This window comes from Streptomyces sp. DF42 (assembly GCF_058267695.1).
On the sequence record NZ_CM177859.1, the window covers coordinates 226,192 to 248,678 of the forward strand.

The window sequence follows — 22,487 nt, forward strand, 5'->3', positions numbered from 1 at the left end:
ACCCTTTCGAAGAGGGGCTCGCGGCTGACAGACTCCGTGGGTGCCCGACTTCGACATGCTTGTCATCGGATCCGGCCCCGGCGGCCAGAAGGCCGCGATCGCCGCGGCCAAGCTCGGCCGCCGGGTCGCCATCGTCGACCGCCCCGACATGGTCGGCGGGGTCTCCATCCACACCGGCACCATCCCCTCCAAGACCCTGCGCGAGGCGGTGCTGTACCTGACCGGTCTCACCCAGCGCGATCTGTACGGGCAGAGTTACCGGCTGAAGGAGGACATCACCGTCGCCGACCTGACCGCGCGCACCCAGCACGTGGTCAGCCGCGAGGTCGACGTCATCCGCAGCCAGCTCTCCCGCAACCACGTCTCCCTCTTCGCCGGCACGGGAAGCTTCGTCGACGCGCACACCGTCGCGCTGCGCGAGGTCACCGGTCACGAACGGCTGCTCAGCGCCGAGCACATCGTGATCGCGACCGGCACCCGCCCGGCGCGGCCGGACAGCGTCGAGTTCGACGGCCGCACCATCATGGACTCCGACAACGTCCTCGCCCTCGAACGCGTCCCGCGCTCCATGGTCATCGTCGGTGCCGGTGTGATCGGCATGGAGTACGCGTCGATGTTCGCCGCGCTCGGCAGCAAGGTGACCGTCGTCGAGAAGCGGGCCGGGATGCTCGACATGTGCGACGTCGAGATCATCGAGTCGCTCAAGTACCACCTGCGGGACCTCGCCGTGACGTTCCGTTTCGGGGAGACCGTCGCCGCCGTCGAGCGCCATCCGCGGGGCACGCTGACCGTCCTGGAGAGCGGCAAGAAGATACCGGCCGACGCCGTGATGTACTCGGCGGGCCGGCAGGGCCTGACCGCCGAACTCGATCTCGGCAAGGCCGGTTTGACCGCGGACGGGCGTGGCCGGATCACCGTCGACGAGCACTACCGCACCGAGGTGCCGCACATCTACGCCGTCGGTGACGTCATCGGCTTCCCGGCGCTCGCCGCCACCTCCATGGAGCAGGGCCGGTCAGCGGCCTACCACGCCTGCGGCGAGCCGGTCGGGCAGATGCACGACCTGCAGCCCATCGGCATCTACACCATCCCCGAGATCAGCTTCGTCGGCCGGACCGAGGACCAGCTCACCGAGGAGAGTGTGCCCTTCGAGGTCGGCATCTCCCGCTACCGCGAACTCGCGCGCGGCCAGATCGTCGGTGACTCCCACGGCATGCTGAAGCTGCTGGTCTCCCCGGACGACCGCCGGCTGCTCGGCGTGCACTGCTTCGGCTCCGGCGCAACGGAGTTGATCCACATCGGGCAGACCGTGATGGGCTGCGGCGGCACGGTCGACTACCTGGTCAACGCGGTGTTCAACTACCCGACGCTGGCGGAGTCGTACAAGGTCGCCGCCCTGGACGCCACGAACAAACTGCGGCAGATCGACCACATCGGAGACTGAACGCCGCTCAGCGGTCCGGCACTTCGGTGTCGTCCTCCACGACATGGACGGCGGCCTCCTCGGCGCCGGCGGCCCCGCCGTCGATGCCCACGTCGGTGGCGACCGTCGTGTCGGGGTGCGCTTCCTCGCCCGAGGCGACCAGGCGGCCCGCGCGCTGTGAACCGGCCTCGGGGTCGACGGGTTCGCCCTCGCCCCCGGGCAGGTCGCCGACGTCGTCGCCCGCGGGAACGGTCACGTCGGGAACCTCCTCGGCGAGCCGTTCGTCGAGGGTCTCGCCGTCATGCTGCTCGGCGGGCGTCGTGCCGTACCTGGTCACGCCGAGCGGCTTTTCGGGTGGGGAGTAGCCCTCGTCGAGGGTGTCGTCGTAAGTGCGCTCGTCGACGGCGTCCTGCAGATCGAGCGGCGTCGCGTCGGCCTGTTCCTCGTTGGTTCCGGTGGGCTGGTAGACGTCGTCGGCCATCGGTTCGAAGTCCATGCGTTCGCTGTCCATGGATGCCTCCCTCGCGCGTCGCGGTGGGTCGTTTCCTTACGGTCTCCCGGTCCGCGTTTCCCGTTGCGCGCGGTCCAACCTCGGCAGTCCCGGGCGGCCCGGGAGGTTACTTCCTGGTCAATCTTGAAAGCTCAAAGGGTGGGGCTATCATCACTCGCACACACGCTGTGACTGCCCGGCAACGCACCGGCCGTGCGGGATTCTCCACGTCCTTCTCCGCCCCTGACGCGAGGCCAACCCTCGTACGTCCGGGACGGGTTCGTCACCCCCCACCTCCCTCAACGTCGTCGGGGCAAGGTCGTCCCCACGTCGTGCACGACGGAAAGCAGCGCAACCATGAGCAACATCAGGGGCAGAGGGCTGCAGGCCAATGCCCTCGGTACGTTCGACACCGTGGTGATGGCCGTCGCGGGCAGCGCCCCGGCCTATTCGATCGCCGCCACCACGGCCGTCCTGGTCGGCGCGGTGGGCATGGCGAGCCCGGCCGCACTGCTGTACTGCGCGATACCCATGCTGGGTATCGCGCTGGCGTTCAGCTACCTCGGCCGCATCGACGTGAACGCGGGCGCCAGCTACTCCTGGGTGGGACGCACGCTCCATCCCTTTCTCGGGTTCATCAGCGGCTGGGCACTGGTGATCTCGGCGACGATCTTCATGGTGGCCGGTTCGCTGCCCGCCGGTTCGATGACCCTCGCCCTGTTCGACGACGGCCTCGCCGACAACACCGCGCTCTCCACCATGGTCGGCGCTGCCTGGTTCGTCGTCATGCTGCTCGTCGTGCTCGGCGGCGCCCGTCTCACCGTACGCGCGCAGCTCCTCATGTCCGGCGTCGAGCTCACGATCCTCGCGCTGTTCGCCGTGCTCGCCCTGTTCCACACGGGCAACCCCGGCACGTTCGAATGGTCCTGGCTCGGCTTCAGCCACTTCCACGGGACGGCGGGCTTCGCGTCGGGCGCACTGGTCGCCGCGTTCTACTACTGGGGCTGGGACGTCACGAGCAACCTCAGCGAGGAGACCCGCAACAGCCGCCGTACGACGGGACTCGCGGGTCTGATCGGGGTGGGCATCGTCTTCCTGCTGTTCGAGGTGTTCACCATCGCGGTGAACGTCATCCTGACCTCGAAGCAGATCGAGGAGAACGACGCGAACGTGCTGGGCGTGCTCGGTGAGGAGATCTGGCCGGGCTGGGGCGGCAAGCTGCTCATCGTGGCGGTGATGCTGTCGACCATCGCCACCCTGGAGACCACCCTCATCCAGGTCACGCGTTCCCTGTTCGCGATGGGCCGCGACCGTACGATGCCCACCGCGCTCGGCCGGGTGCACCGCAGGTGGAACACCCCGTGGGTGGCCATCGCCGTGGTCGGTGGGGTGGCACTGGCGATGCTCATCGCCTCCAACGCCCTGGGCTCGGTGGGCGAGATCCTCTCCGACGCGATCTCGGCGATCGGCCTGCAGATCGCCGTGTACTACGGCCTCGCGGGCCTCGCGGTGGTCGTGGCGTACCGCAAGATGCTGCTGAAGTCGCCGGCCGACCTCCTGCTCGGCGGGCTGTGGCCGCTGTTCGGCGCCCTGTTCATGTTCTGGATCTTCGTCGAGTCACTGGGCGAACTCGACACCGCGGCGATCACGATCGGCATCGGCGGACTCGCCGTCGGCCTGGTCCCGATGCTCTGGTACTGGAAACAGGGCAGCGACTACTACCGGCCCGCCCGACTGGACGCCACCCGCACCGTCGAGACGGAGTACGTCCCCGACGGCGAGACGGCCACGAACTCCCGTGTCCACGAGGGTCTCTCCACCGACTTCTGAGGGAGACCCCGATGGCGAGAGACCGATTCGTTCCCGACTTCGACCAGGACTGCGGGGACACGGCCCTCACCGACACCTGCCACGACATCGTCATCGGCCGCTGGCAGGGCCTGAGGGACCTGCTGCGGGTCACCGGCCCCAACTGGCTCGCCCGCGGCCACCGGGTGCGGCTGCTCGCGCAGGCCTGCGCGAGCAGTTCGACGGCGGAGACATGGCTGGCGGCCGAGCCCCGCAGCGGCGACGCGCTGGTGCTGCGGGCGGCGACGGAGACGGCCCGGGCGTTCAACCTGGCCATCTCCGCGGGCCGGGGCGTGCCGATCGACCAGCACCGCATCGACACCGCGGTGACGGCGTGCCTGCAGGCCGCGGAGGCCTATCTGGACGACCCGACGCCGTGGATCTCACTGATCTCGGTGGCCCGGCTGTACGCCGCGGGGGTGCGGCGGCAGGAACTGGCGCGCTGGTGGGACGAGTTGCACCAGCGCGACCCGTACAGCGTGGAGGGTCATCTTCAGGTCCTGCACTACTACTCGGCACGCTGGCACGGCACGCACGGTCTGATGTACGACTTCGCCCGCGACGCGGCCGGCGTGGCACCCCCGGGCTGCGCCCTCCCGGTGCTCGTGCAGTACGCGCGCGTGGAGGAGTACCGGTACGCCCTCGACTCGGCGAAGGGCAGCCAGTCGGCGGTGGGCCTCGGGCAGCACTGGAACCACGACGGGGCCGTCAGTGACGTACGCAGAACCTGGCAGCGCTGGATCATGGGCCGTACGCACAGCGGCATCGCCCCCGGTGAGCTGCGCGACCTCAACTACCTGACGCATGCGGCCTGCAACGCGGGCGACAAGGAGGAGGCCGCGGCCCTGCTGCGGATGCTGGGCCCTCGGGCGACCCGGACTCCCTGGTCGTACACGGGAGATCCGGAGCAGCAGTTCGTGAAGTGGCGCAAGGAGCTGAAGCTGCGCGGCTGAGGAGCGGCGGCCCCGCTCGGGATGCGTCCGCGCAGCCGGTCGGCGGGGCCCGGTCAGCGGGAGTTGGGGCTGCGGTGCGGTGGCTGTGCGGGAGCGGGGCCGGCCGGTGGCCGCGGTACGGCGCGGACGACGGGATCGTCGCCCTGTACCGTCAGCGGGTCCCCGTGGTGCCGGATCGTCAGAGGCGGCCCGGTCAGCAGGGTGTACGAGGCCTTGTCCGGGCCGATCTCCACGCGCAGCCGGCGGCCGAGCAACTGGAGGGTGAAGGCGAGGCGGCTGAACTTCTCGGGCAGGCGCGGCGCGAAGCACAGGGAGTCGCCCTCGCGGCGCAGGCCGCCGAACCCGGCGACCAGGGCCATCCAGGTGCCGGCCAGCGACGCGATGTGCAGCCCGTCGCGGGTGTTGTGCTCCAGGTCCGCCAGATCCATCAGGGCGGCCTCGGCCGTGTAGTCGTAGGCGAGGCGCAGATGGCCCGCCTGGGCGGCGATGACGGCCTGGACGCACGCCGACAGCGAGGAGTCCCGTACGGTCAGGGCCTCGTAGTAGGCGAAGTTGCGGGCGATGTGCTCCTCGTCGAAGTGACTGCCGCACGTGTACATCGCCAGCACCAGATCGGCCTGTTTGATCACCTGTTTGCGGTAGAGGTCGAAGTACGGGTAGTGCAGCATCAGCGGGTACCGGTCGGGGCCGGTGGCGGCGAAGTCCCAGCGCTGGTAGCGGGTGAAGCCGGCGTGCTGCTCGTGCACGCCGAGTTCGCTGTTGTACGGGATGTGCATCGCCTCGGCGGCGTCCCGCCAGACCGCGCTCTCCTCGTCGTCGACGCCGTGGGATGCCGCCAGATCGGGATGGCGCTCGCAGGCGTCGGCGGCGGCCAGCAGGTTCAGGCGGGCCATGAGGTTGGTGTACGTGTTGTCGTCCACGATCGCGCTGTACTCGTCCGGGCCGGTGACGCCGTCGATGTGGAAGGCGCCCTGGTGGTCGTGGTGCCCGAGCGAGCGCCACAGGCGGGCCGTCTCCACCAGGAGCTCGACGCCGGCCTCGCGCTCGAAGCGGTCGTCCGCGGTCGCCGCCGTGTAGCGCACGACGGCGTGGGCGACGGCGGCGTTCACGTGGAAGGCCGCGGTGCCGGCCGGCCAGTACGCCGATCCTTCCGAGCCGTCGATGGTGCGCCAGGGGAACGCGGCGCCGTTCAGGCCGAGTTGGGCGGCGCGTTCCCGGGCGGCGGGCAGGGTGCTGTGCCGCCAGCACAGCGCCTCGGCCACGGCATTGGGCGCGGTGTAGGTGAGCAGGGGCAGGACGAAGGTCTCGGTGTCCCAGAAGGCGTGACCGTCGTAACCGGAACCGGTCAGGCCCTTGGCGGGGATCGCGCGCTGCTCGGCGCGGGCGCCGGCCTGCAGGACGTGGAAGAGCGCGAAGCGGACGGCCTGCTGGATCTCCTCGTCGCCGTCGACCTCGACGTCCGCACGCGCCCAGAAGTCGTCGAGGTAGGCCCGCTGGTCCTCCAGGAGCCCGTCCCAGCCGCTGTGGCCGGCCGCCGCCAGCGCCGCCTCCACCTGGTCGCTCATCGCGGGCCGCGAGCGGACGGCGGACCAGCCGTGGGCGACCAGTTTCTCCACGCGCAGGCACTCGCCCGGTTCCAGCACCGAGGTGATCGTGAACCGGGCCACGTCCACGTTGCTCTCGCTGCTGGTCGTGGTCCGATCGGGACCGGTGACGTTGTGGTCGGCGGCCACCGCCACGCGCAGGCCGCTGCGACGCGTGCGGTGCACCAGCCGCAGCCGGTGACCGACGGCGGTGTCCTCCTCGGCCTCCAGCGGTGATCTCAGTGCCTGGGCCGCGCGCGGGTCGCCGTTCGTCCCGGGCAGGCTCTCGTTGGCGACCAGCTCCGACTGGATCACCACACGGGAACGGCTGCCGACGGCCTCCACCTCGTAGCCGATGGCGGCGACGGCCCGCTGGGTGAGCGAGACCAGGCGGGTGGAGCGCACCCGGACGGTGGATCCGGCGGGCGAGGTCCACTCACAGGTCCGTTCCAGTACGCCCCGCCGCAGGTCGAGCACTCTTTCGTGAGAGACGAGACGGCCGTAGCGCAGGTCGAACGGCTCGTCGTCGACCAGCAGCCGCAGCACCTTGCCGTTGGTGACGTTGATGACCGTCTGGCCGGACTCCGGGTACCCGTATCCGGCCTCCGCGTAGGGCAGCGGATGCACCTCGTGCACTCCGCTGAGGTAGGAACCGGGCAAGCCGTGCGGTTCGCCCTCGTCGAGGTTGCCGCGCCAGCCGACGTGGCCGTTGGAGAGCGCGAAGACGGACTCGCTCTGCGCGAGGACGTCCAGATCGAGGCGCGTCTCCCGCACGGTCCAGGGTTCGACGGTGTAGGAGCGGTGGGTGATCATGCGTTCCCTCCCAGTTCGGCGAGGTCCTTGACGACCCGGTCCGCGCCGTGTGCGTACAGGGCGTCGGTCTGTCCCACGCGGTCGACGCCGACGACGTATCCGAAGTGACCGGAACGGCCGGCGTCCATGCCGGCGAGGGCGTCCTCGAAGACGGCGGCCTGCGACGGCTCGACCCCGAGGTCGCGGGAGGCCGCGAGGAAGGTGTCGGGGTGCGGCTTGCCGGGCAGCCCGCGTTCGGCGGCCACCACGCCGTCGACGCGTACGTCGAAGAGGTGCTCCGCCTTGATCGAGCGCAGTACGTCACGGGTGTTGGCGCTGGAGGAGACGATCGCGGTGCGCAGGCCGTGCGCGCGCACGGCCTCGATGTAGCGCAGGGTGCCGTCGTACGCCTCGACGCCCTCGGTGCGGATCTTCTCCAGGACCAGGGCGTTCTTGCGGTTGCCGATGCCGTTCACCGTCGGTGCGTCGGGTGGGTCGTCCGGCTTGCCTTCGGGCAGTTCGATGTCCCGGGAGGCGAGGAAGGTGCGGACGCCGTCGGCGCGTGGCCGTCCGTCGACGTACTCGTCGTAGTCGGCACCGGAGTCGAAGGGCCGGAAGTCCTCGCCCTCGCGCTCACGCAGGAACGCGTCGAACGTCTCCTTCCATGCGGCCGCGTGCACGACGGCCGTCCGGGTCACGACCCCGTCGAGGTCGAAGAGGCAGGCCTGGATGTTTTCGGGGAGCCCGAGCTGCGTCATACCCGTTCGGTTCCCCGCCGGGGCGCATCCACATCGTGGCGCACGCCACATGGGTCAGTCGTGCGGGAACGAGTGGTGCTCGTGGGCGACCGGCCGGCGTTCCCGCTCCTTGCGCAGCCCGAGTGTCAACCGCAGGCGCAGAGTGGGGCGTTCGGCCAGTTCCTCCGGGGTGCCGCAGCGCAGCAACGCGTGCGCGTAGGCGACGTCGGCGCCGGCGGTGACGTCGAGCGTCTCGATGTCGAAGCGGGCGCCCCGGGCCTGCCAGTCGAAGAAACGGCGGCCAGGTCGCGCGGTAGGCGGCGAGACCGCGGATGCCCTCGTGCGGCGGCGGGACGTCGTACATCACGATGTCCTCGGCGTGGCCGGCGAGGACGCCGTCGAGGTCACCGCGGTGGACGGCCTCGGCCCACTTCTCGATCAGTGTGCGGATCTGTGCTGCGTCGTCGGGCACGGCACCGGCTCCTTTCCGTGGTGGTGCCCCCGGAGTACAGGGACGACTCCCCGGCCCGCCCGGATTCATTGTCTGCCGGCCGGGTGACACACTTCGCTGTGTGCCGCTGACCTTCGACGACCTGCTGACCCGTGCCCGCGCCCTCGTCGGGGGCGGCCGCCGCGCGATCCTCGGTATCGCCGGCAGCCCGGGGGCGGGCAAGTCCACGCTCGCCGAGAACCTGGTGCGGGAGCTGAACGGGTCCGGTCGGCCGTGGGTCGCGCACGTCCCCCTGGACGGTTTCCACCTCGCCGACGCCGAGCTGGAGCGGCTCGGCCGCCGGGACCGCAAGGGGGCGCCCGACACCTTCGACGCGGCCGGGTACGCGGCACTGCTGCGGCGTCTGCGCGAGAACGACGGGCAGGGGCCCGGCGACGTGGTGTACGCGCCGGGGTTCGAGCGGGTACTGGAGCAGCCGATCGCGGGTGCCGTCCCGGTGCCGCCGACGGCCCGGCTGGTGGTGACGGAGGGCAACTACCTCCTGCTCGACACGGGCCTGTGGCCACGGGTCCGCAGCGGGCTCGACGAGGTGTGGTTCTGCGAGCTGGACGAGCAGGAGCGCCTGCGCCGGCTGATCGCCCGGCACGAGGAGTTCGGCAAGGAGCACGAGGAGGCGGTGGAGTGGGTGCTGCGCAGCGACCAGCGCAATGCCGAGCTGGTCGCCGCGAGCCGGGAACGGGCGGACCTGGTGGTGCCGTTCGGTGATCTCGCCCTCACCCACTGACCGCGCACAGCGTCAGCCCCGGCTCCCCCCGCTCGTCGTCGGCGCCGATCACCGCGGTGAAGGCGTCCGTTCGTACGGTGAGCCCCTCGTCCGTCCGTTCCACCGATACCGTCGGCGGCTCCTGGGAGCCGTAACGCATCACGAACACGTGCAGGTCGTCCGGCGTGCCCGGGACCGGGCCCGCCTCCAGGGCCGTGGAACTCACCAGGTGCCGCCAGCCCTCGTCGGGGTTGCCGTAGCCGCGCGGGTCGGCGGCGAGCGCGAACGCCGCCTGTTCCTGGGTGAGTTCGGCACGGGCGTCGAAGTGCTCCGTGCCCCGCGCCGTCGGATGGGTCAGACGCAGACCGCCCGCCGAGGCCACCGCGCCCTCGGCCGTCCGGCGCACCCGGTCGCCGTCGTCGGCCGCGTAGGGCAGCCCGGCGAGCAGATACGGGTCTGAGGGCAGGCGTTCCACGGCGACCGTCGTCCACAGGGCGGTGCCGTCGGTGACGTACAGGGACCGCACATGCCGCAGGACGTGGTCGCGGCCGACGACCGGCTTGGTCACCAGTTTCGCCACGAGCCCGTCGGCGCTCAGGTCGCGTACCCGGACCTCGCCCATGGGCCGGCAGAACACGAACCCGTCCAGCACGGGGCCGAAGCCGTGCTGCCGGTTCACGGCGGCCGGCAGGTAGTAGGTGCCGGCTGCCTCGATCAGTGACGGAGTCATCCGGTCGTCGAAGGCCACCGAGACGGTGCCCGCCCGGAGTTGGTGGCGTGCGGGCGTGGCCGACGGCGTGCGGTGCCAGCGGGTGAGGTCCTGGATCTGCCAGACCAGCATCCAGGCGAAGTGGCCGTCGACCCCTCCGTCGGGCTTGGTCGCGTGCCGCCCCCAGCGGGTGTCGCCCCGGTAGCGGCCCAGGTCGGAGCCGATACGGCGGCTGAAGTAGCGCAGGCCGAGGACCGACTCGAAGCCGGAGTGCTGCTCGCTGTAGCGGGGGCCGCCGTTGTCGAAGCCGCCGCCCGTGAGGCGGGCGTCGATGTAGCGGGCGAGCGCGTCACCGTCCTCCGCGAACATCTCCTCCCCGCTGACGCGGTGGGCCTGGGCCAGGAAGGAGAGCGAGATCGGGCCGTAGTTGTTGTCGTAGGCGCCGCCGTGCTCGGGAGGCAGCAGCGCGCCCCGGTCGCGCACCCGGTGGGCGCGGATCTCGTCGGCGTAGAGGCCGATCGCCCGTGTGCGGACCGGCTCCCCCTCCTCGGGCGGCAGATGGCGCGCCAGCATCAGGCCGCCGACCACGCAGCCGATGGCCTGGTTGCCGGCTTCCTGCGGGTTGAAGAAGGTCGCCTCGGTGAGCCAGCGCCAGTAGCCCCGTGCCACGTCGAGGAGTTGGGCGCGTCGGCCGGTGTCGACGAGGCCGTCAGGGGCGTCGAGGATGTTGACCGCCTGGAGCAGCGCCCACACGGTGCTCGGCCAGTCGCCGATGGGGTGGGCGCCCGCCTCCAGGACGTAACGGGCGTACGGGAGGCCCGAGTTGCGGATCCGCAGGTTCGGGTAGCCGGGGTTGTCCTCGACGTGGACCCGCTCGCGCAGGTGGAAGGCGAGGCTGCGGTGCACCGCCTCCGGCAGGCGCGGGTCCCCGGTCCGCTGCAGGGCGAGCACCAGCAGGGAGGTCATGCCGAGGGAGGTGTCACCGATGTCGTCGACGCAGTCGGGGTGTTCGAGGCTGCCCTCCGGCGTGATGCGGCGCAGCGCCTGCTCGACGACGTCGGCGAGGACGGCGTCGTATGCCTCGGGGCTGTCCGGCAGGTCGTGCAGCGGGCCCCGCTGGTGAGGGAGGTACACGGGAGGGTGCGGGAGGTGCACGGGGGTTCAGCCCTTCATGCCTCAGGTGGCCATGGCGTGGGTGTCGGGGTCACGCGACAGGTGCGGGCCGGTGGGCACGCAGCGCGACGGTCAGCGTCTGCGGTCCCTGGCCGCCGACGTAGACCCTGTTCCCTGTCGTCGCGTCGGTGCCGCCCACCACGGTGTATTCCTCACCCGGGTCGTATCGCAGTACGTCGCTCCGGTGCGGCCCGGCCAGTGGTTCCCCGGCCTCGACGCCGACCTCGACCCGGATCTCGTCCTCTCCGGCGCGGTACGTCATCGATCCGCTCGTCAGGCACCAGCGGGCGTCGCCGATCGGTACGGCGCCGTCCGGGACGCCGCCCGGCCGGAAGGTCAGTTCGAGGGCCCAGGGCACCCGTGGTCCGCTGATGTCGATCCGCAGGTCGGCACCGTCGTCCCGGAGGTCCACATCGACGCGGGTCGTCTGTGAGACCTCGTCCCGAGGCCGGTCCGGGAAGGCCATCGCGGCCGAGAAGCGTCCCTCGTCCGTCAGCCGGTAGACGCCGTCGCCCTGACGCCGGTCCGGCGGGAGCGGCTGGTAGTAGGCGGCCGTGAGGGTTTCGGTGAGCCGGTACCGGCTGTCGGCGAGCCGTTGCATGCCGGCGGCGCGGAAGGGGCCCAGGTCGAAGAATCCCCGCGACAGCCGGACCGTGTCGAGTACGGCGTCGCCGGCGAACAGGCGCAGGAAGGTGGGATTGCAGGCGAGGCCCGAGCGGATGCACCGGTGCCCGGGCACGTCGGAGCCGCCGTACACCACCGTGTGCGCGGTGGTGGAGGCCCGTGCGGCGAGGCGCGCGGTGGTGAGGTACCGGTCGCGTGGAAGTGTCTGCGCGGCCGGTTCCGGCAGCGGGCGGCACAGGTCCGGGGTGAGGAGGGTCTGGGCGAGCAGGTCGGGGTCGTCGATGCCGCCGGCGGCCGCCAGCCGCGCCGCCCGGCTGAAGTCGCCCCGGCCGGTACGGATCGCGAGCAGCCGGTAGTGCGGCAGGTAGGGCGCCAGCGGGAACGGGTGGTACTGGTCCTGCCGCCGCGAGTGGACGGTCTCCACCGTGCCGTCCGGCCTGATGAGGTCCAGGGTGGTGGCGAGGTTGCGTTCGACGGCGTCCAGCAGGTCGGTGCGGCCGAGGACGTCGGCCAGCAGCAGCAGCGAAGGGTTGGACACATGGGCCGCGTAGTTGGCGCTGCGTTCCGAGTACAGGCCCTCCGCGTCGATGTCGACGCCTTCGGCGAGCCACTCCTCGACGCGGGCGAGCAGCCGGTCGTCGGGGAACGACCGGTGCAGCCGGGCCAGCGCCGCGCACAGCTCCCAGCGGTGGTTCGGGGTGTGCACCCCACCGGTCAGGAGACTGCCCGTGGCGGCGCCGGCGATCTCGGCGAGCGCGGCCGTGACGTCGCGCAGTTCCGGCCCCGCGCCCGCGGCGATGACGTGCGCGTCGCACACGTCGTTGACGGTGAACGCGGAATCCGGCGGCGACTGCACGTTGTCGCCGCCGGCGAAGAGACCGGTGGCGGTCTGCGCCGCCCGCAGGGCACGGACGTGGGTCATCGAGGCGGCGACGGCCTGACTGCTGCCGTGCAGTGCCGAGTCCGGGGAACGGTACGCCGCGACCAGAGTCCTCACCCGGCGCGCCAGGGCGCGGTGGGTCACACCGGCGGGTTCCTCGTCGGGGCCGGCCGCCAGCGGGGCGGCCGGCCGGTCGGCGGCGCGGGCCACCGCGCGGACGAACTCGCGGTCGAGCGGGGTGGGCACGGTCAGTCCTTCAGTCCGGCATTGATGTCGGCGCTCATGACGTAGCGCTGGAAGACCAGGAAGATGACGATCAGCGGGATCATGGAGATGACCGATGCGCCGAGCAGGACCGACCAGTTGATGTTCTGCGCGCCGACGATGCTCTGGATGCCGATCTGCACGGTGAACTTGTCGGGGTCGTTGAGCATCAGAAGCGGCCAGATGTAGTCGTTCCACCGCCACTGGAAGGACAGGATGGCGAGGGTCAGCATGATGGGCCGGGAGAGCGGCACCATGATCCGCAGAAAGATCGACAGTTCGCGGGCGCCGTCGATGCGTGCGGCTTCCACGAGTTCGTCGGGGACCGTCAGGAAGAACTGGCGGAACATGAAGCATCCGGTCGCGGTGAGCACGGCCGGGAGGATGATGCCGGTGAACGAGTTGTAGAGGCCGAGGTTGCGGACCACCAGGAACTCCGGGGCGAGCATGACCTCACCCGGCAGCATCGTGGTGGCCAGGATGCAGAGGAAGAACGCCTTGAGCCACTTGTTGTCGTACTTGGCCAGCGCGTACCCGGTGCAGCAGCTGACACCCACCGTGAGGATCGTCGTGATCACGCACACGATGGTCGTGTTGATGAAGTACTGGGAGAAGTTGGCACTGCGCCACGCCGTCAGGTAGCCCGACAGGGTGGGGTTGTGCGGAACCAGCGTCAGCGGGTAGGAGAACAGGTCGCTGGCCGGCTTGAAGGAGCTGAGGATGAACCACAGCACCGGCAACCCGTACAGGCACGCCAGGAACCACAGCAGTGTCGTCGCGGACACCGCACGCCGGACCCCACCGCCGCCCGCGCTGCGAGGCCGCTTCCTGGAAACGGCCCGTCCGGCACCGGCGTCGACCTTGCGGGGCATGTCTGTGGTTGTCATCGGTTCTCCACCCGCCGGTTGACGATCAGCTGGATGATCGCGACGGCCATCAGGATGAGCATGAGCACGAATGACGCGGCGCTCGCGTAGCCGATCTGGCCCCGTTGGAAGCCGGTCTGGTAGATGTACTGGACAAGCAGGTTGTTCGACGTTCCGGGTCCGCCGTTGTTGAGGGCGACGAACACCGGGTATTCCTTCATCGCGTTGATCGTGTTGAGCAGGATGACGATGAACGAGGTGGGTGCGATGCTCGGCAGCGTGATGCTGAAGAACTGGCGCCATGGTCCGGCGCCGTCGAGCGAGGCCGCCTCGTAGTACGACACCGGTACGTTCTTGATCGCCGCGATGAACAGCAGCATCGTGAAACCCGTCCACATCCAGGACGCCGCCATCACCACCACCAGCAGCGAAAGGTCCGCGTTCGACTGCCACGGAACGGCACTTCCGCCGAGCTTCTCGATGACGTAGTTGACCAGTCCGAAGTTCTCACCGAACAGCCACCGCCACAGGACACCCACGACGATGGGCGACAGCAGCCACGGGATGAAGAAGACGACACGGGCGACCGACACGCCCTTGGCGTGCTTGCTCACCACCACGTTGGCGATGAGCAGCGAGAGCGCGAAGTTCAGCGGAACGAAGAGCACCGTGTACAGCAGCGTCCTCGTCAGCGCGTCGTAGAAGGTGGAGTCCCCGAACAGGTTGTGGTAGTTGGACAGTCCGACGAACTGGAACGCCCCCACACCCGTGTAGTTCGTGAAGGAGTAGACGAGCCCGATCACCGCAGGCCAGACGAAGAACAGCGCGAAGAGCACGACATTGGCCGCGATGAGGACGAGCGGCGCGATGGTGTAGCTGTTGCGTCTGCTGGGCGGGCTCGCTGACACGTCCGAGGCGCGTGTTTTCATCTTCCTGACTCCGTGCTGGTGGAAGGGATTCCTGTGGGCTCACGCCATGAGCCCGGCATCGCTTGGGGACGCGAGGGCCGGGCGGCGGTGTCTCGACCGCCGCCCGGCCCTCGGGCCTACGATCCGCCGCCGACCTGCTGGTTGTAGCCGGCCACGATGTTGTCCAGGGCCTTGTCGACCGACTGCTGGCCGTTGATCGCCTTGCCGATCTCCGTCTTGGTCGGGTCGGTGGTGATGCTCTTGCCCTTCAGCACCCACTCCGTCTGCGCGCCGTTGAAGTAACCCGAGATCGGGGCGTAGAGCGGGATCTCCTCGTTGTACAGCTTGAACGCCGCCTGCGCCGCCTCCGCCTTAAACGGGTACTTCGGGCTCAGACCGCTCTCGACGGGCAGGAACCCGGACGTCTCACACAGCACGCGGTAGTGGTCCGGCTCGTACAGCCAGGACATGAACTTCTTCGTGGCGGTGGCCGCGGCGCCGTTGTTGTTGAACCCCACCATCATGCCGCCGGCGTTGACGTCGCTGGCCTGGACCGGCTCGGCGGGAGTCGGGACGCTGGCCCATTCGAACTTCTTGACGCTCTCGGCGAAGGCGGGAACCTGCCACACGCCGGACCAGTAGGCCACCACGTCACCGCTCTGGAACATGGCCGACGGGTCGGCGCCGCTGGTCCAGACCGACTTCGGCATGGTCTTGTCGTCGTTCATTGCGACGAAGGTCTTCACGGCCTTCCTGGTCGCGGCGTCCACCGAGAACTTGCCGGAGGAGTCCGCGTGGACGTACTTCCCGCCGAGCTCGTACACCATGGCGCGCAGCCGGGAGGGCGACTGGTCGAACGTCAGGGAGTACTTGACGCCGGTCTTCTCCCGGACCTTGTTCGCCGCCTTGATGAAGTCGGTCCAGGTCCAGGTCTTCTGGGGCGAGTCCGGGAAGGAGACGCCGGCCTTCTTGAACAGCGACTTGTTGATGAACAGGCCGGACGCGGTGACGTCCGAGGGGATGGACAGCACCTTCCCGGACGAGTCCTTGGCGAGGAAGTTGGCGTTGATGTTGTTGCTCTTGGTGTTGGCGATGGAGCTGAGGTCGATCAGCTTGTTCGACCAGATCGGGTCCAGCGACGGCACGGCCGCCACGTCGGGCAGGGAGTTCGCCTGCGCGGCGTTGTGCAGCTTCGTCGTGTAGCCGTCGTAGGGGATGTTGACGAGGTGGACGGTGACGCCGGCTTCCTTCTTGTACTGCGCCACCAGCTTCTTCCAGCCCGCGTCCTGCCCGGGAACCGTGGAAATCCAGAACGTCAGCGACTTGGACGTGCCGCCCGAGCCGGACCCCGACCCGCCACAGGCGGAGAGCAGAAGGGCACCTGCCGCGGCCACGGCAGCGAGGGGAACCACGCGGCGCATGCCGCCGCGGCCGAGTCGGCTGGAGCGCCGCACACCCACACTGGTCATCTTCGATCCCTTTTCGTCGTACCGGAGGAAGCACGGCGCCAGCCGAGGCGGCACGGGTGCATTTTGAAGGAGGCTTCGCTTTCCCGGGGCACGGCCTCGCCCGGCCGTGTCGCCTTGAGGGTGGGGTCCCCGGCCATGACGGCCGGCGTCGCACAAGCACGCCCTCGTGCGGCTGCCGTACTTCGCGTACGGGCGGGATGCTCACCCGGAGTCGGCGTCCCGGCCGACTTAGAAAGCGCTTGTCCGGACATTGGCAGACCGAGTCGGAGGCCGTCAATCCTTCGCATGCGCGGCCTCGGTCACGGTTTGGACTCCTCGGGCGACCGCGAGCCGGGCGGCGCCCACGACGGTGCCGAGATCGCCGAGCGTGCTGCTGACCACCTCGGTGGGCCAGCTCAGGCGTTCCAGTTCGGCCCGCACACCCGGCAGGAGCTGCGGATACGCGCCGGTGCTGCCGCCCAGCACGATCAGCCCTGGGTCCAGCACGGCGGTGACGGCGGCGGCGAGCCGGCCCACGTCGGCGGCGTGCCGGCCCACGATCGTCCGCGCCGTGCAGCGGCCCTCGTCCGCGAGGGCGAAGAGGCGCTCGGTGGTGGTGGGGCACGGCCCGTCGGCGTCCGGCCAGGCCGTCGCCGCCCGCCGCAGCAGGGAGCGGGCCCCGACGTGCTCCTCCAGCGCCTCGTGGCGCGGCTGCAGGCCGTCGTCCCAGGGGTAGGGCAGCCGGGCCACCTCACCGGCGGCGCCGTTGGCCCCGCGCAGCACCTGGCCGCCGATGACGACGCCGAGGCCGATACCGACGCCGATGCGCAGGTAGCCGAAGGTACGGCGGCCCCGGGCCGCGCCCTCGTGCAGCTCGGCGAGCGCGGCGCAGTTGACGTTGTTCTCGAGGTGGACGGGCACGCCCGGGGGCAGCGCGACGGCCACGGCATCGAAGACCGGGCCGGCCTTGGCGGTGGCGGGACGCACCCCGGTGCCCTCCCGGGTGACGTCACCGACGGCGACCACGATGGTGCGCAGCGGGGCGTCGGCGGGCAGCGCGCCGAGGGCCTCGCGGACGGCGTCGGCGGCCTCCGCGCGCGTGCCGGTGGCCTCGGCCAGCAGGCTGCCGTCCAGGGCGCAGCCACGGACCCGGGTGACGGCCGGGCCGAGGTCGACGGCGAGCACGGCACCGGCGGCCGGTCCGAGGCGGTAGACGGCGGCGTTGCGGCCGGTGCCGCTGGAGGTGGTGCCGGAGTGGGCCGCGAGGTGGGCGCTCTCCAGCTCCGCGACGGCGGACGACACCGTCGGCTTGGACAGGCCCGCCAGGCTCGCGAGCTGCGGCCGGGTCGCGCTGCCCGCCTGGGCCAGCACGGCGAAGACCGCGCTGGCGCTCTCGGTCAGGCGCGGGGCCTGCGCCACGTCGTATTCCACAGTTCTCCCACAGGTCGCGGGCCGCTCCCGGGGGCGGGTCGTCTTCGGGATGCGGCGATGGGATGTTCGGTGTCGCACATGCCCGCCAGGAGTCCGACGGCGGTCCGGGCGGTCGGGCGTGCGACACCTCTTGACGCACTGTACTTCGTTAGTTAACTTCCTAACGAACTTCACGGTACTCGCCTGCCGTGTCCGTCAGAAGCCCGTCCCGGGGCTTCCCTAGTTCCCCAACTCCCTTATGTCCAGGTACGGTTCGCCCGCCGTCGCAGCCCAGCGCAACGACGAAAGAGGTTCCGTGCAGGACTTCACCCCCCTCGTGGCCGGCATCGACGTGGGTGGCACCAAGACACATCTGCGTGCCTACGTCGGAACGGAGACCGTCGCCGACCACGTGCGGACAAGCAGTGGCTGGCGGCCGCACGACCCCGTGGCCGCAGCGGCCTGGCTGGCCGCCCTGGTCGCCGAGGCGCTGCCGACGGGCGCACGCCCCACCGCCATCGCCGTGGGCGGCCACGCCTGCGAGACCCCGCGCCAGTGCGCCCAGATACGTACCGCTCTCCAACTGCACTTCGCCGCGCCCGCGCTGGTCGTCGGCGACGCCGAACTGCTCGTGCCCGCCGCGGGCCTGGACAAGGGGGTCGGCCTGGTCGCCGGGACCGGATCCGTCGCGGTGGGCCGCCTCGCGGACGGCAGTCCCGTCCAGGTCGGCGGCTGGGGCGCGGTGCTCGGCGACGAGGGCGGCGCCGCGGGTCTCGTGCGCGAGGCCGCGCGGGCCGCATGGGCGGCGCACGACCGCGGGGAAGATCCGGACGAACTGGCCCAGGCCCTCCTCGCGTCCTTCGGTGTCTTTGAAGTACCCGCTCTCGGGGCCGCGCTGGAGAGCGCCACCGACGTCTCCGCGGAATGGGGGCGGCACGCGCCGGTGGTCTTCGCCGCCGCGGAGGCGGGCTCGCCGCTCGCCCGTTCCGTGATCGCCGAGGCCGGCCGCTCGCTGGCCGCGCTGGTGGAGCGGATCGCCGCCCGCGGCGTCGCGGTGGACGACGTGGTGGTCGCGGGCAGTACCGTCCTCGCCCAGCCCTCGCTCTACGACGCGTTCGCCTCCGCGCTCGCCGCGGCCGTGCCCGGAGCACGGCCGCAGCCGCTGCGCGCGGCACCGGTGGAGGGCGCGGTGGCACTGGCCCGCTCGATCCTGTGAACGGATCGGCCCACGTTCACGCACACGACACGTCCCGGCCGCCGGGCCATCGCCGACGGGTCAGGACCCGGCCGTAGATCTTCGCTCAAAGCTTCACGGGACTCACCGGATTCGCACACCCCACGTGTCCCGCGGACCACTTCTGTTCGCACGATCTTCCTCCCGGCCGCAGGGCCGCAGAAACCCAGGAGAGGCACACGCATGCCGTCATCAGCCGGGCACCGCTCCCCCTCGTCGACCGGTCGGCCCGCCGTCGGCCGAAGGGGATTCCTCAAGACCTCGCTCGGCGCCTCGGCCGGTGTGCTGGCCGCACCCACCTTCACCTCGTGGCTGTCGGCCGCCGACGCCAAGGCGGCGACCGCGCCGCTCGCGTTCGTCGACGACTACAGGACCAACCTCCCGGCGAACCGTACGCCCGAGACCAACGCGGTCGTACGGGCCCTCGGCGGCTTCGCCCAGATCTGGAAGACAGGCGGCGCCTGGAACACCGGTGCCCCGCTGCGGCCCGAGATCCTGCGGGCCAACATGCGGTACTGCATCGAGGTCACCACGCGGCGCACCCCGGCCCAGGCGAAGCTGGCGTTCCTCTACGACCGCCAGCACCAGAGCTACGCGGCCTCCGGCGGCCTCGGCCCGCTCACCGACCTGTACCGGACGGGCGCCAAGGCGGTCACGTCGATCACCAGTGCGCCCGACGGCACCCCGGCGACCACCATCGACGACGCCGTTCCCGCCGACGCCCCGGCCGGCTCCGCGCTGGGCGCGGGCTCCCACGACTCCGAGCTGGGCAAGGTCGCCGAACTGGTCGACACGCTGCGCGGCACCTGGGCTTCGGGCAACCCCTCCAAGTACGCCTACCTGTATCCGCGCCCCTGGCGCATGAACGAGGACAGCCAGGTCGTCGACACCGGCAGGACGGACGCGCTCGGCTACCCGGTGTACGACTCGAAGGTCGTCGTCGCCCCGCAGCTGCTGCGTCAGCGCAGCACCTCGCCGGCGGACGACGGCGGCTTCCCCAGCGGCCACACCAACGCCTTCCACCTGGCCTCCCTGGCCTACGCGTACGCCGTGCCCGAGCGCTTCCAGGAACTCGTCACGCGCGCCCTGGAGCTCAGCGACACGCGCATCCTGGCGGGCATGCACTCCACCGTCGACGTCATCGGCGGCCGGATCATGGCAACGGCCCTCGCGGCGGCCACCCTCGCGGACCCCGCCAACGCCGACCTCAAGGCGGCGGCGCGCGCCCAGGCCCTCGCCTACTTCACGGCGCGGACCGGGACGAACGCCGACACCCTGTACGCCTACGCCCACTCGGCCGGCCCCGGCACCGACCCGTACGCGGACCGGGACGCCAACGCCCGCACGGTCGAGCCCCGCCTGACCTACGTGCTGACCCGGCACGGCCAGAGCAGGCCGCTGACCGTACCGAAGGGCGCCGAGGTGCTGCTGGAGACGCGGCAGCCGTACCTGGACGCGGCCCAGCGGCGCGAGGTGCTGCGCACGACCGCGCTGCCCTCCGGCCATGTGCTGCTGGACGGGTTCGAGCAGTGGGGCCGGCTCAACCTGTTCGCCGCGGCGGACGGCTACGGCGCCTTCGACTGCGACGTGACCGTCACGCTGGACGCGGCGGCGGGCGGCTTCGGCGCGGCAGACAGCTGGCGCAACGACATCGACGGCGACGGCGGGCTCACCAAGAAGGGCTGCGGCTCCCTCACCCTGACCGGCCACAACAAGTACACGGGCGGAACCGTGGTGAAGGACGGCACGCTGGTCGCCGCCTCGTCCCACGCGCTGGGCCACGGCGATGTACGGGTGTCCGGCGGGACGCTGCGGGTGCAGCAGCCCGTGCAGGTGCACGGTGCGTACGTGCAGGAGACCTCCGCGCTGGAGCTGACGCTGCGCTCGGGTCACGGACCCGCCCTCGAGGTGACCCGGCGCGTACTGCTGGGAAGCGGCAGCGTGCTGTCCCTGCAGCTCGACGAGCACGAGGCACCGGCCGCGGGCAGCACGGTGCGCGTCCTGTCGGCTCCGCACCTGCGCGGCCGGTTCGACCGCGTCGAACTGAACTCCGACCGGCTGCGGGCCGTACCCGTCTACACGACGGAAGGTCTGTCGGTACGACTCCTGAAGCGGTGACGCCCGGGGGCGGGAGCTGATGCGAAAGTGGACCCATGAGACGGGCCCGGATCGCTCCCGCCCCCTCGCGGTCGGTGTCACCGCGGGGCGGATGATGGCGCACGAACAGCACTCGGTCCTGGAACCGGGCACACGCGACGACGAGGAACACCCCCCGCCGCGGGCGACGGCCGCCGGAGAGTCGCCCCGGCCCGGCCGGCGGTGGCTGGTGCCACTGCTGGTGGTCGTGCTGCTCGGCCAGATGGCGGCGGCGATGGTCACGACCGCCGTGCAGCAGACGCCGACGATCGACGAGCCCATCTACGTCGCCACGGCCGCCGACTACCTGCACGAGCACCGGGTGCGGTTCAACCCCGAGCACCCGCCGCTCGGCAAGCTGGTCGTCGCGGCCGGGGTGGCGATCGCCGGCCCGCACGTCGACACCTCGTACAAGGGCGATCAGAGCCGGTTCGGCCGGCATCTGCTGTACGAGTCCGGCAACGACCCGTGGCGGCTGATGTTCTGGGCCCGCCTGCCGATGATCGTGCTGACCCTGCTGTTCGGGCTCGTGGTGTTCGCCTTCGCGCGTGAACTGGCGGGCGCCACGGCCGGGTTGGCGGCTCTGGCCCTGTACGCCTTCTCCCCCGACATCATCGCGCAGGGCTCGCTGGCCACGCTCGACGTGCCCGCGGCCGGGTTCGTGCTGACATCTGCGTGGCTGCTGTGGCGGGCGCGCCGGCGGCCCCGGCTGTACGTCCCGTGGGCGGGGGTGGCCCTCGGAGCGGGGCTGGCCACGAAGATGAACGTCCTCCCGGTGGTTCCGGTGCTGCTGGCGCTGGCCGCCTGGTCTGTGTGGCGGGCGGGTACCGGGGACCGGCGAAGGACCCTGGTGCGGGCTGCCACGGCGGCGTTCGTCGTCGCCGCGGCAGCCGTCGCCGTCGTATGGGCGTCGTATCTGGCGGTCGATCCGCGGCTGCGCTGGTCGCCGGGGCAGCAGGTGCCCGCCGTGCACGGCCTGAAGGGGCTGCTCGTGCAGCTGCTGCCGTTCCCGGAGGCGTACCGGGACGGCATGCGCATCCAGTTCGGCCTGGAGAACTATCCGTGGCAGGGCTTCCTGTTCGGGCATCTGTACACCGGGTCCCGCTGGTACTACCTGCCGGCCGCGCTGCTGGTGAAGACGCCGCTGGGCATGCTCGCGCTGTGGGCGGCGGGTGCCGTCGTGGTGGTGGCGGTACGGCGGCTGCGGCCCGCCGCGCCGTACGTGCTCGTGCCCGCCGGTGTGCTGCTGGCCGCCGCCATGACCGGGGCGCGGGACTTCGGTACCCGGTACGCCGTCTTCGTGCCGATGTTCCTGGCGGTGGCCGCGGGCTGCGTGCTCGCCGCGCGGTGGCGGTGGGCGCCTCTCATGACGGGCGCGCTGGTGCTGTTCGTCGCCGTCAGCTCGCTGCGGACGTTCCCCTACTATCTGCCGTACTCCAACGAGGCGTCCGGCGGTCCCGCCAAGACCCATCTGCGGCTGCACGACTCGAACGTGGACTGGGGCCAGGACCTGGGCCGGCTCGCCGACCGGTTGCACGAGCGCTACCGGGGTCGGCGGATCTGGCTGGTGTACAAGGGCAGCGGTGTGCCCTCGTACTACGGCATCGACGCGTCCGACCCGCGGAAGGTGCCCCCGCGTCAGGTACGCGGGCTGCTGGTCGTGTCGGACTCGGCCGTGGCCAAGGCGCAGGGCGGGCTGGCGGCATTGATCGACAGCAGTCACCCGATCGACGAGGTCGGTCATTCGATCACGATCTACCGCCGGTGACGCACGCCCCGCAGGCAACGTGAGTAA

16 protein-coding genes and 1 pseudogene are annotated in these 22,487 nt (G+C 71.0%); 7 read left to right on the forward strand and 10 right to left on the reverse strand.

The window, feature by feature from the left end; genetic code table 11:
• The first annotated feature begins 40 nt into the window (after positions 1-40).
• Entirely contained in the window at positions 41-1,444 is a 1,404-nt protein-coding gene (gene sthA / locus ACYUED_RS01135; RefSeq protein ID WP_491290449.1) for a Si-specific NAD(P)(+) transhydrogenase, read from the forward strand.
• Between the two features lie 7 nt (positions 1,445-1,451).
• Here sthA and ACYUED_RS01140 read toward each other — a convergent pair whose 3' ends face one another.
• Positions 1,452-1,919 (reverse strand): DUF5709 domain-containing protein, encoded by a 468-nt coding sequence (locus tag ACYUED_RS01140; RefSeq protein WP_491294779.1) that lies wholly within the window; start codon positions 1,917-1,919, stop codon positions 1,452-1,454.
• 351 nt (positions 1,920-2,270) lie between these two features.
• Between ACYUED_RS01140 and ACYUED_RS01145 the strand changes: the two genes are divergently transcribed.
• On the forward strand, positions 2,271-3,743 hold the full coding sequence (locus ACYUED_RS01145; RefSeq protein ID WP_491290450.1) for an APC family permease: 1,473 nt from the start codon (positions 2,271-2,273) through the stop codon (positions 3,741-3,743).
• An 11-nt stretch (positions 3,744-3,754) separates the two neighbouring features.
• Positions 3,755-4,714 (forward strand): hypothetical protein, encoded by a 960-nt coding sequence (locus tag ACYUED_RS01150; RefSeq protein WP_491290451.1) that lies wholly within the window; start codon positions 3,755-3,757, stop codon positions 4,712-4,714.
• Between the two features lie 53 nt (positions 4,715-4,767).
• On the opposite strand, the gene ACYUED_RS01155 is transcribed toward ACYUED_RS01150, so the two are convergent.
• From ACYUED_RS01155 to ACYUED_RS01165, 3 genes and pseudogenes are all read right to left on the reverse strand, one after another.
• Complete coding sequence (locus tag ACYUED_RS01155) at positions 4,768-7,110, reverse strand: glycoside hydrolase family 65 protein (RefSeq protein ID WP_491290452.1); 2,343 nt, start codon at positions 7,108-7,110, stop codon at positions 4,768-4,770.
• A complete protein-coding gene (locus tag ACYUED_RS01160) occupies positions 7,107-7,847 on the reverse strand; it encodes an HAD family hydrolase (protein ID WP_491290453.1) in 741 nt (246 codons plus the stop codon). The genes ACYUED_RS01155 and ACYUED_RS01160 overlap by 4 nt, the downstream gene beginning before the upstream one ends.
• A gap of 54 nt (positions 7,848-7,901) precedes the next feature.
• A pseudogene (locus ACYUED_RS01165) lies at positions 7,902-8,298 on the reverse strand (YybH family protein).
• Positions 8,299-8,398: 100 nt separating this feature from the next.
• Here ACYUED_RS01165 and ACYUED_RS01170 point away from each other — a divergent pair.
• Positions 8,399-9,061 (forward strand): nucleoside/nucleotide kinase family protein, encoded by a 663-nt coding sequence (locus ACYUED_RS01170; protein ID WP_491290454.1) that lies wholly within the window; start codon positions 8,399-8,401, stop codon positions 9,059-9,061.
• On the opposite strand, the gene ACYUED_RS01175 is transcribed toward ACYUED_RS01170, so the two are convergent.
• From ACYUED_RS01175 to ACYUED_RS01200, 6 genes are all read right to left on the reverse strand, one after another.
• Positions 9,051-10,883, reverse strand: coding sequence for a hypothetical protein (locus ACYUED_RS01175; protein ID WP_491290455.1), 1,833 nt, complete (start codon positions 10,881-10,883; stop codon positions 9,051-9,053). The genes ACYUED_RS01170 and ACYUED_RS01175 overlap by 11 nt on opposite strands.
• 70 nt (positions 10,884-10,953) lie before the next feature.
• Positions 10,954-12,672, reverse strand: coding sequence for a hypothetical protein (locus tag ACYUED_RS01180; protein ID WP_491290456.1), 1,719 nt, complete (start codon positions 12,670-12,672; stop codon positions 10,954-10,956).
• A 2-nt stretch (positions 12,673-12,674) separates the two neighbouring features.
• Entirely contained in the window at positions 12,675-13,577 is a 903-nt protein-coding gene (locus ACYUED_RS01185; protein ID WP_491290457.1) for a carbohydrate ABC transporter permease, read from the reverse strand.
• Entirely contained in the window at positions 13,574-14,485 is a 912-nt protein-coding gene (locus ACYUED_RS01190) for a carbohydrate ABC transporter permease (RefSeq protein ID WP_491290458.1), read from the reverse strand. The genes ACYUED_RS01185 and ACYUED_RS01190 overlap by 4 nt, the downstream gene beginning before the upstream one ends.
• Positions 14,486-14,601: 116 nt before the next feature.
• The gene (locus ACYUED_RS01195; RefSeq protein WP_491290459.1) at positions 14,602-15,933 is read right to left on the reverse strand and encodes an extracellular solute-binding protein; all 1,332 of its coding nucleotides are present in this window, start codon (positions 15,931-15,933) and stop codon (positions 14,602-14,604) included.
• Positions 15,934-16,206: 273 nt separating this feature from the next.
• Positions 16,207-17,343: an ROK family protein gene (locus ACYUED_RS01200; RefSeq protein WP_491290460.1), complete on the reverse strand. Its 1,137-nt coding sequence runs from the start codon at positions 17,341-17,343 to the stop codon at positions 16,207-16,209.
• A 295-nt stretch (positions 17,344-17,638) separates the two neighbouring features.
• On the opposite strand from ACYUED_RS01200, the gene ACYUED_RS01205 reads away from it, so the two are divergent.
• From ACYUED_RS01205 to ACYUED_RS01215, 3 genes are all read left to right on the forward strand, one after another.
• The gene (locus tag ACYUED_RS01205) at positions 17,639-18,538 is read left to right on the forward strand and encodes a BadF/BadG/BcrA/BcrD ATPase family protein (RefSeq protein ID WP_491290461.1); all 900 of its coding nucleotides are present in this window, start codon (positions 17,639-17,641) and stop codon (positions 18,536-18,538) included.
• Between the two features lie 201 nt (positions 18,539-18,739).
• The gene (locus ACYUED_RS01210) at positions 18,740-20,674 is read left to right on the forward strand and encodes a phosphatase PAP2 family protein (RefSeq protein ID WP_491290462.1); all 1,935 of its coding nucleotides are present in this window, start codon (positions 18,740-18,742) and stop codon (positions 20,672-20,674) included.
• Between the two features lie 91 nt (positions 20,675-20,765).
• Complete coding sequence (locus tag ACYUED_RS01215; RefSeq protein WP_491294780.1) at positions 20,766-22,460, forward strand: ArnT family glycosyltransferase; 1,695 nt, start codon at positions 20,766-20,768, stop codon at positions 22,458-22,460.
• Positions 22,461-22,487: the final 27 nt, after the last annotated feature.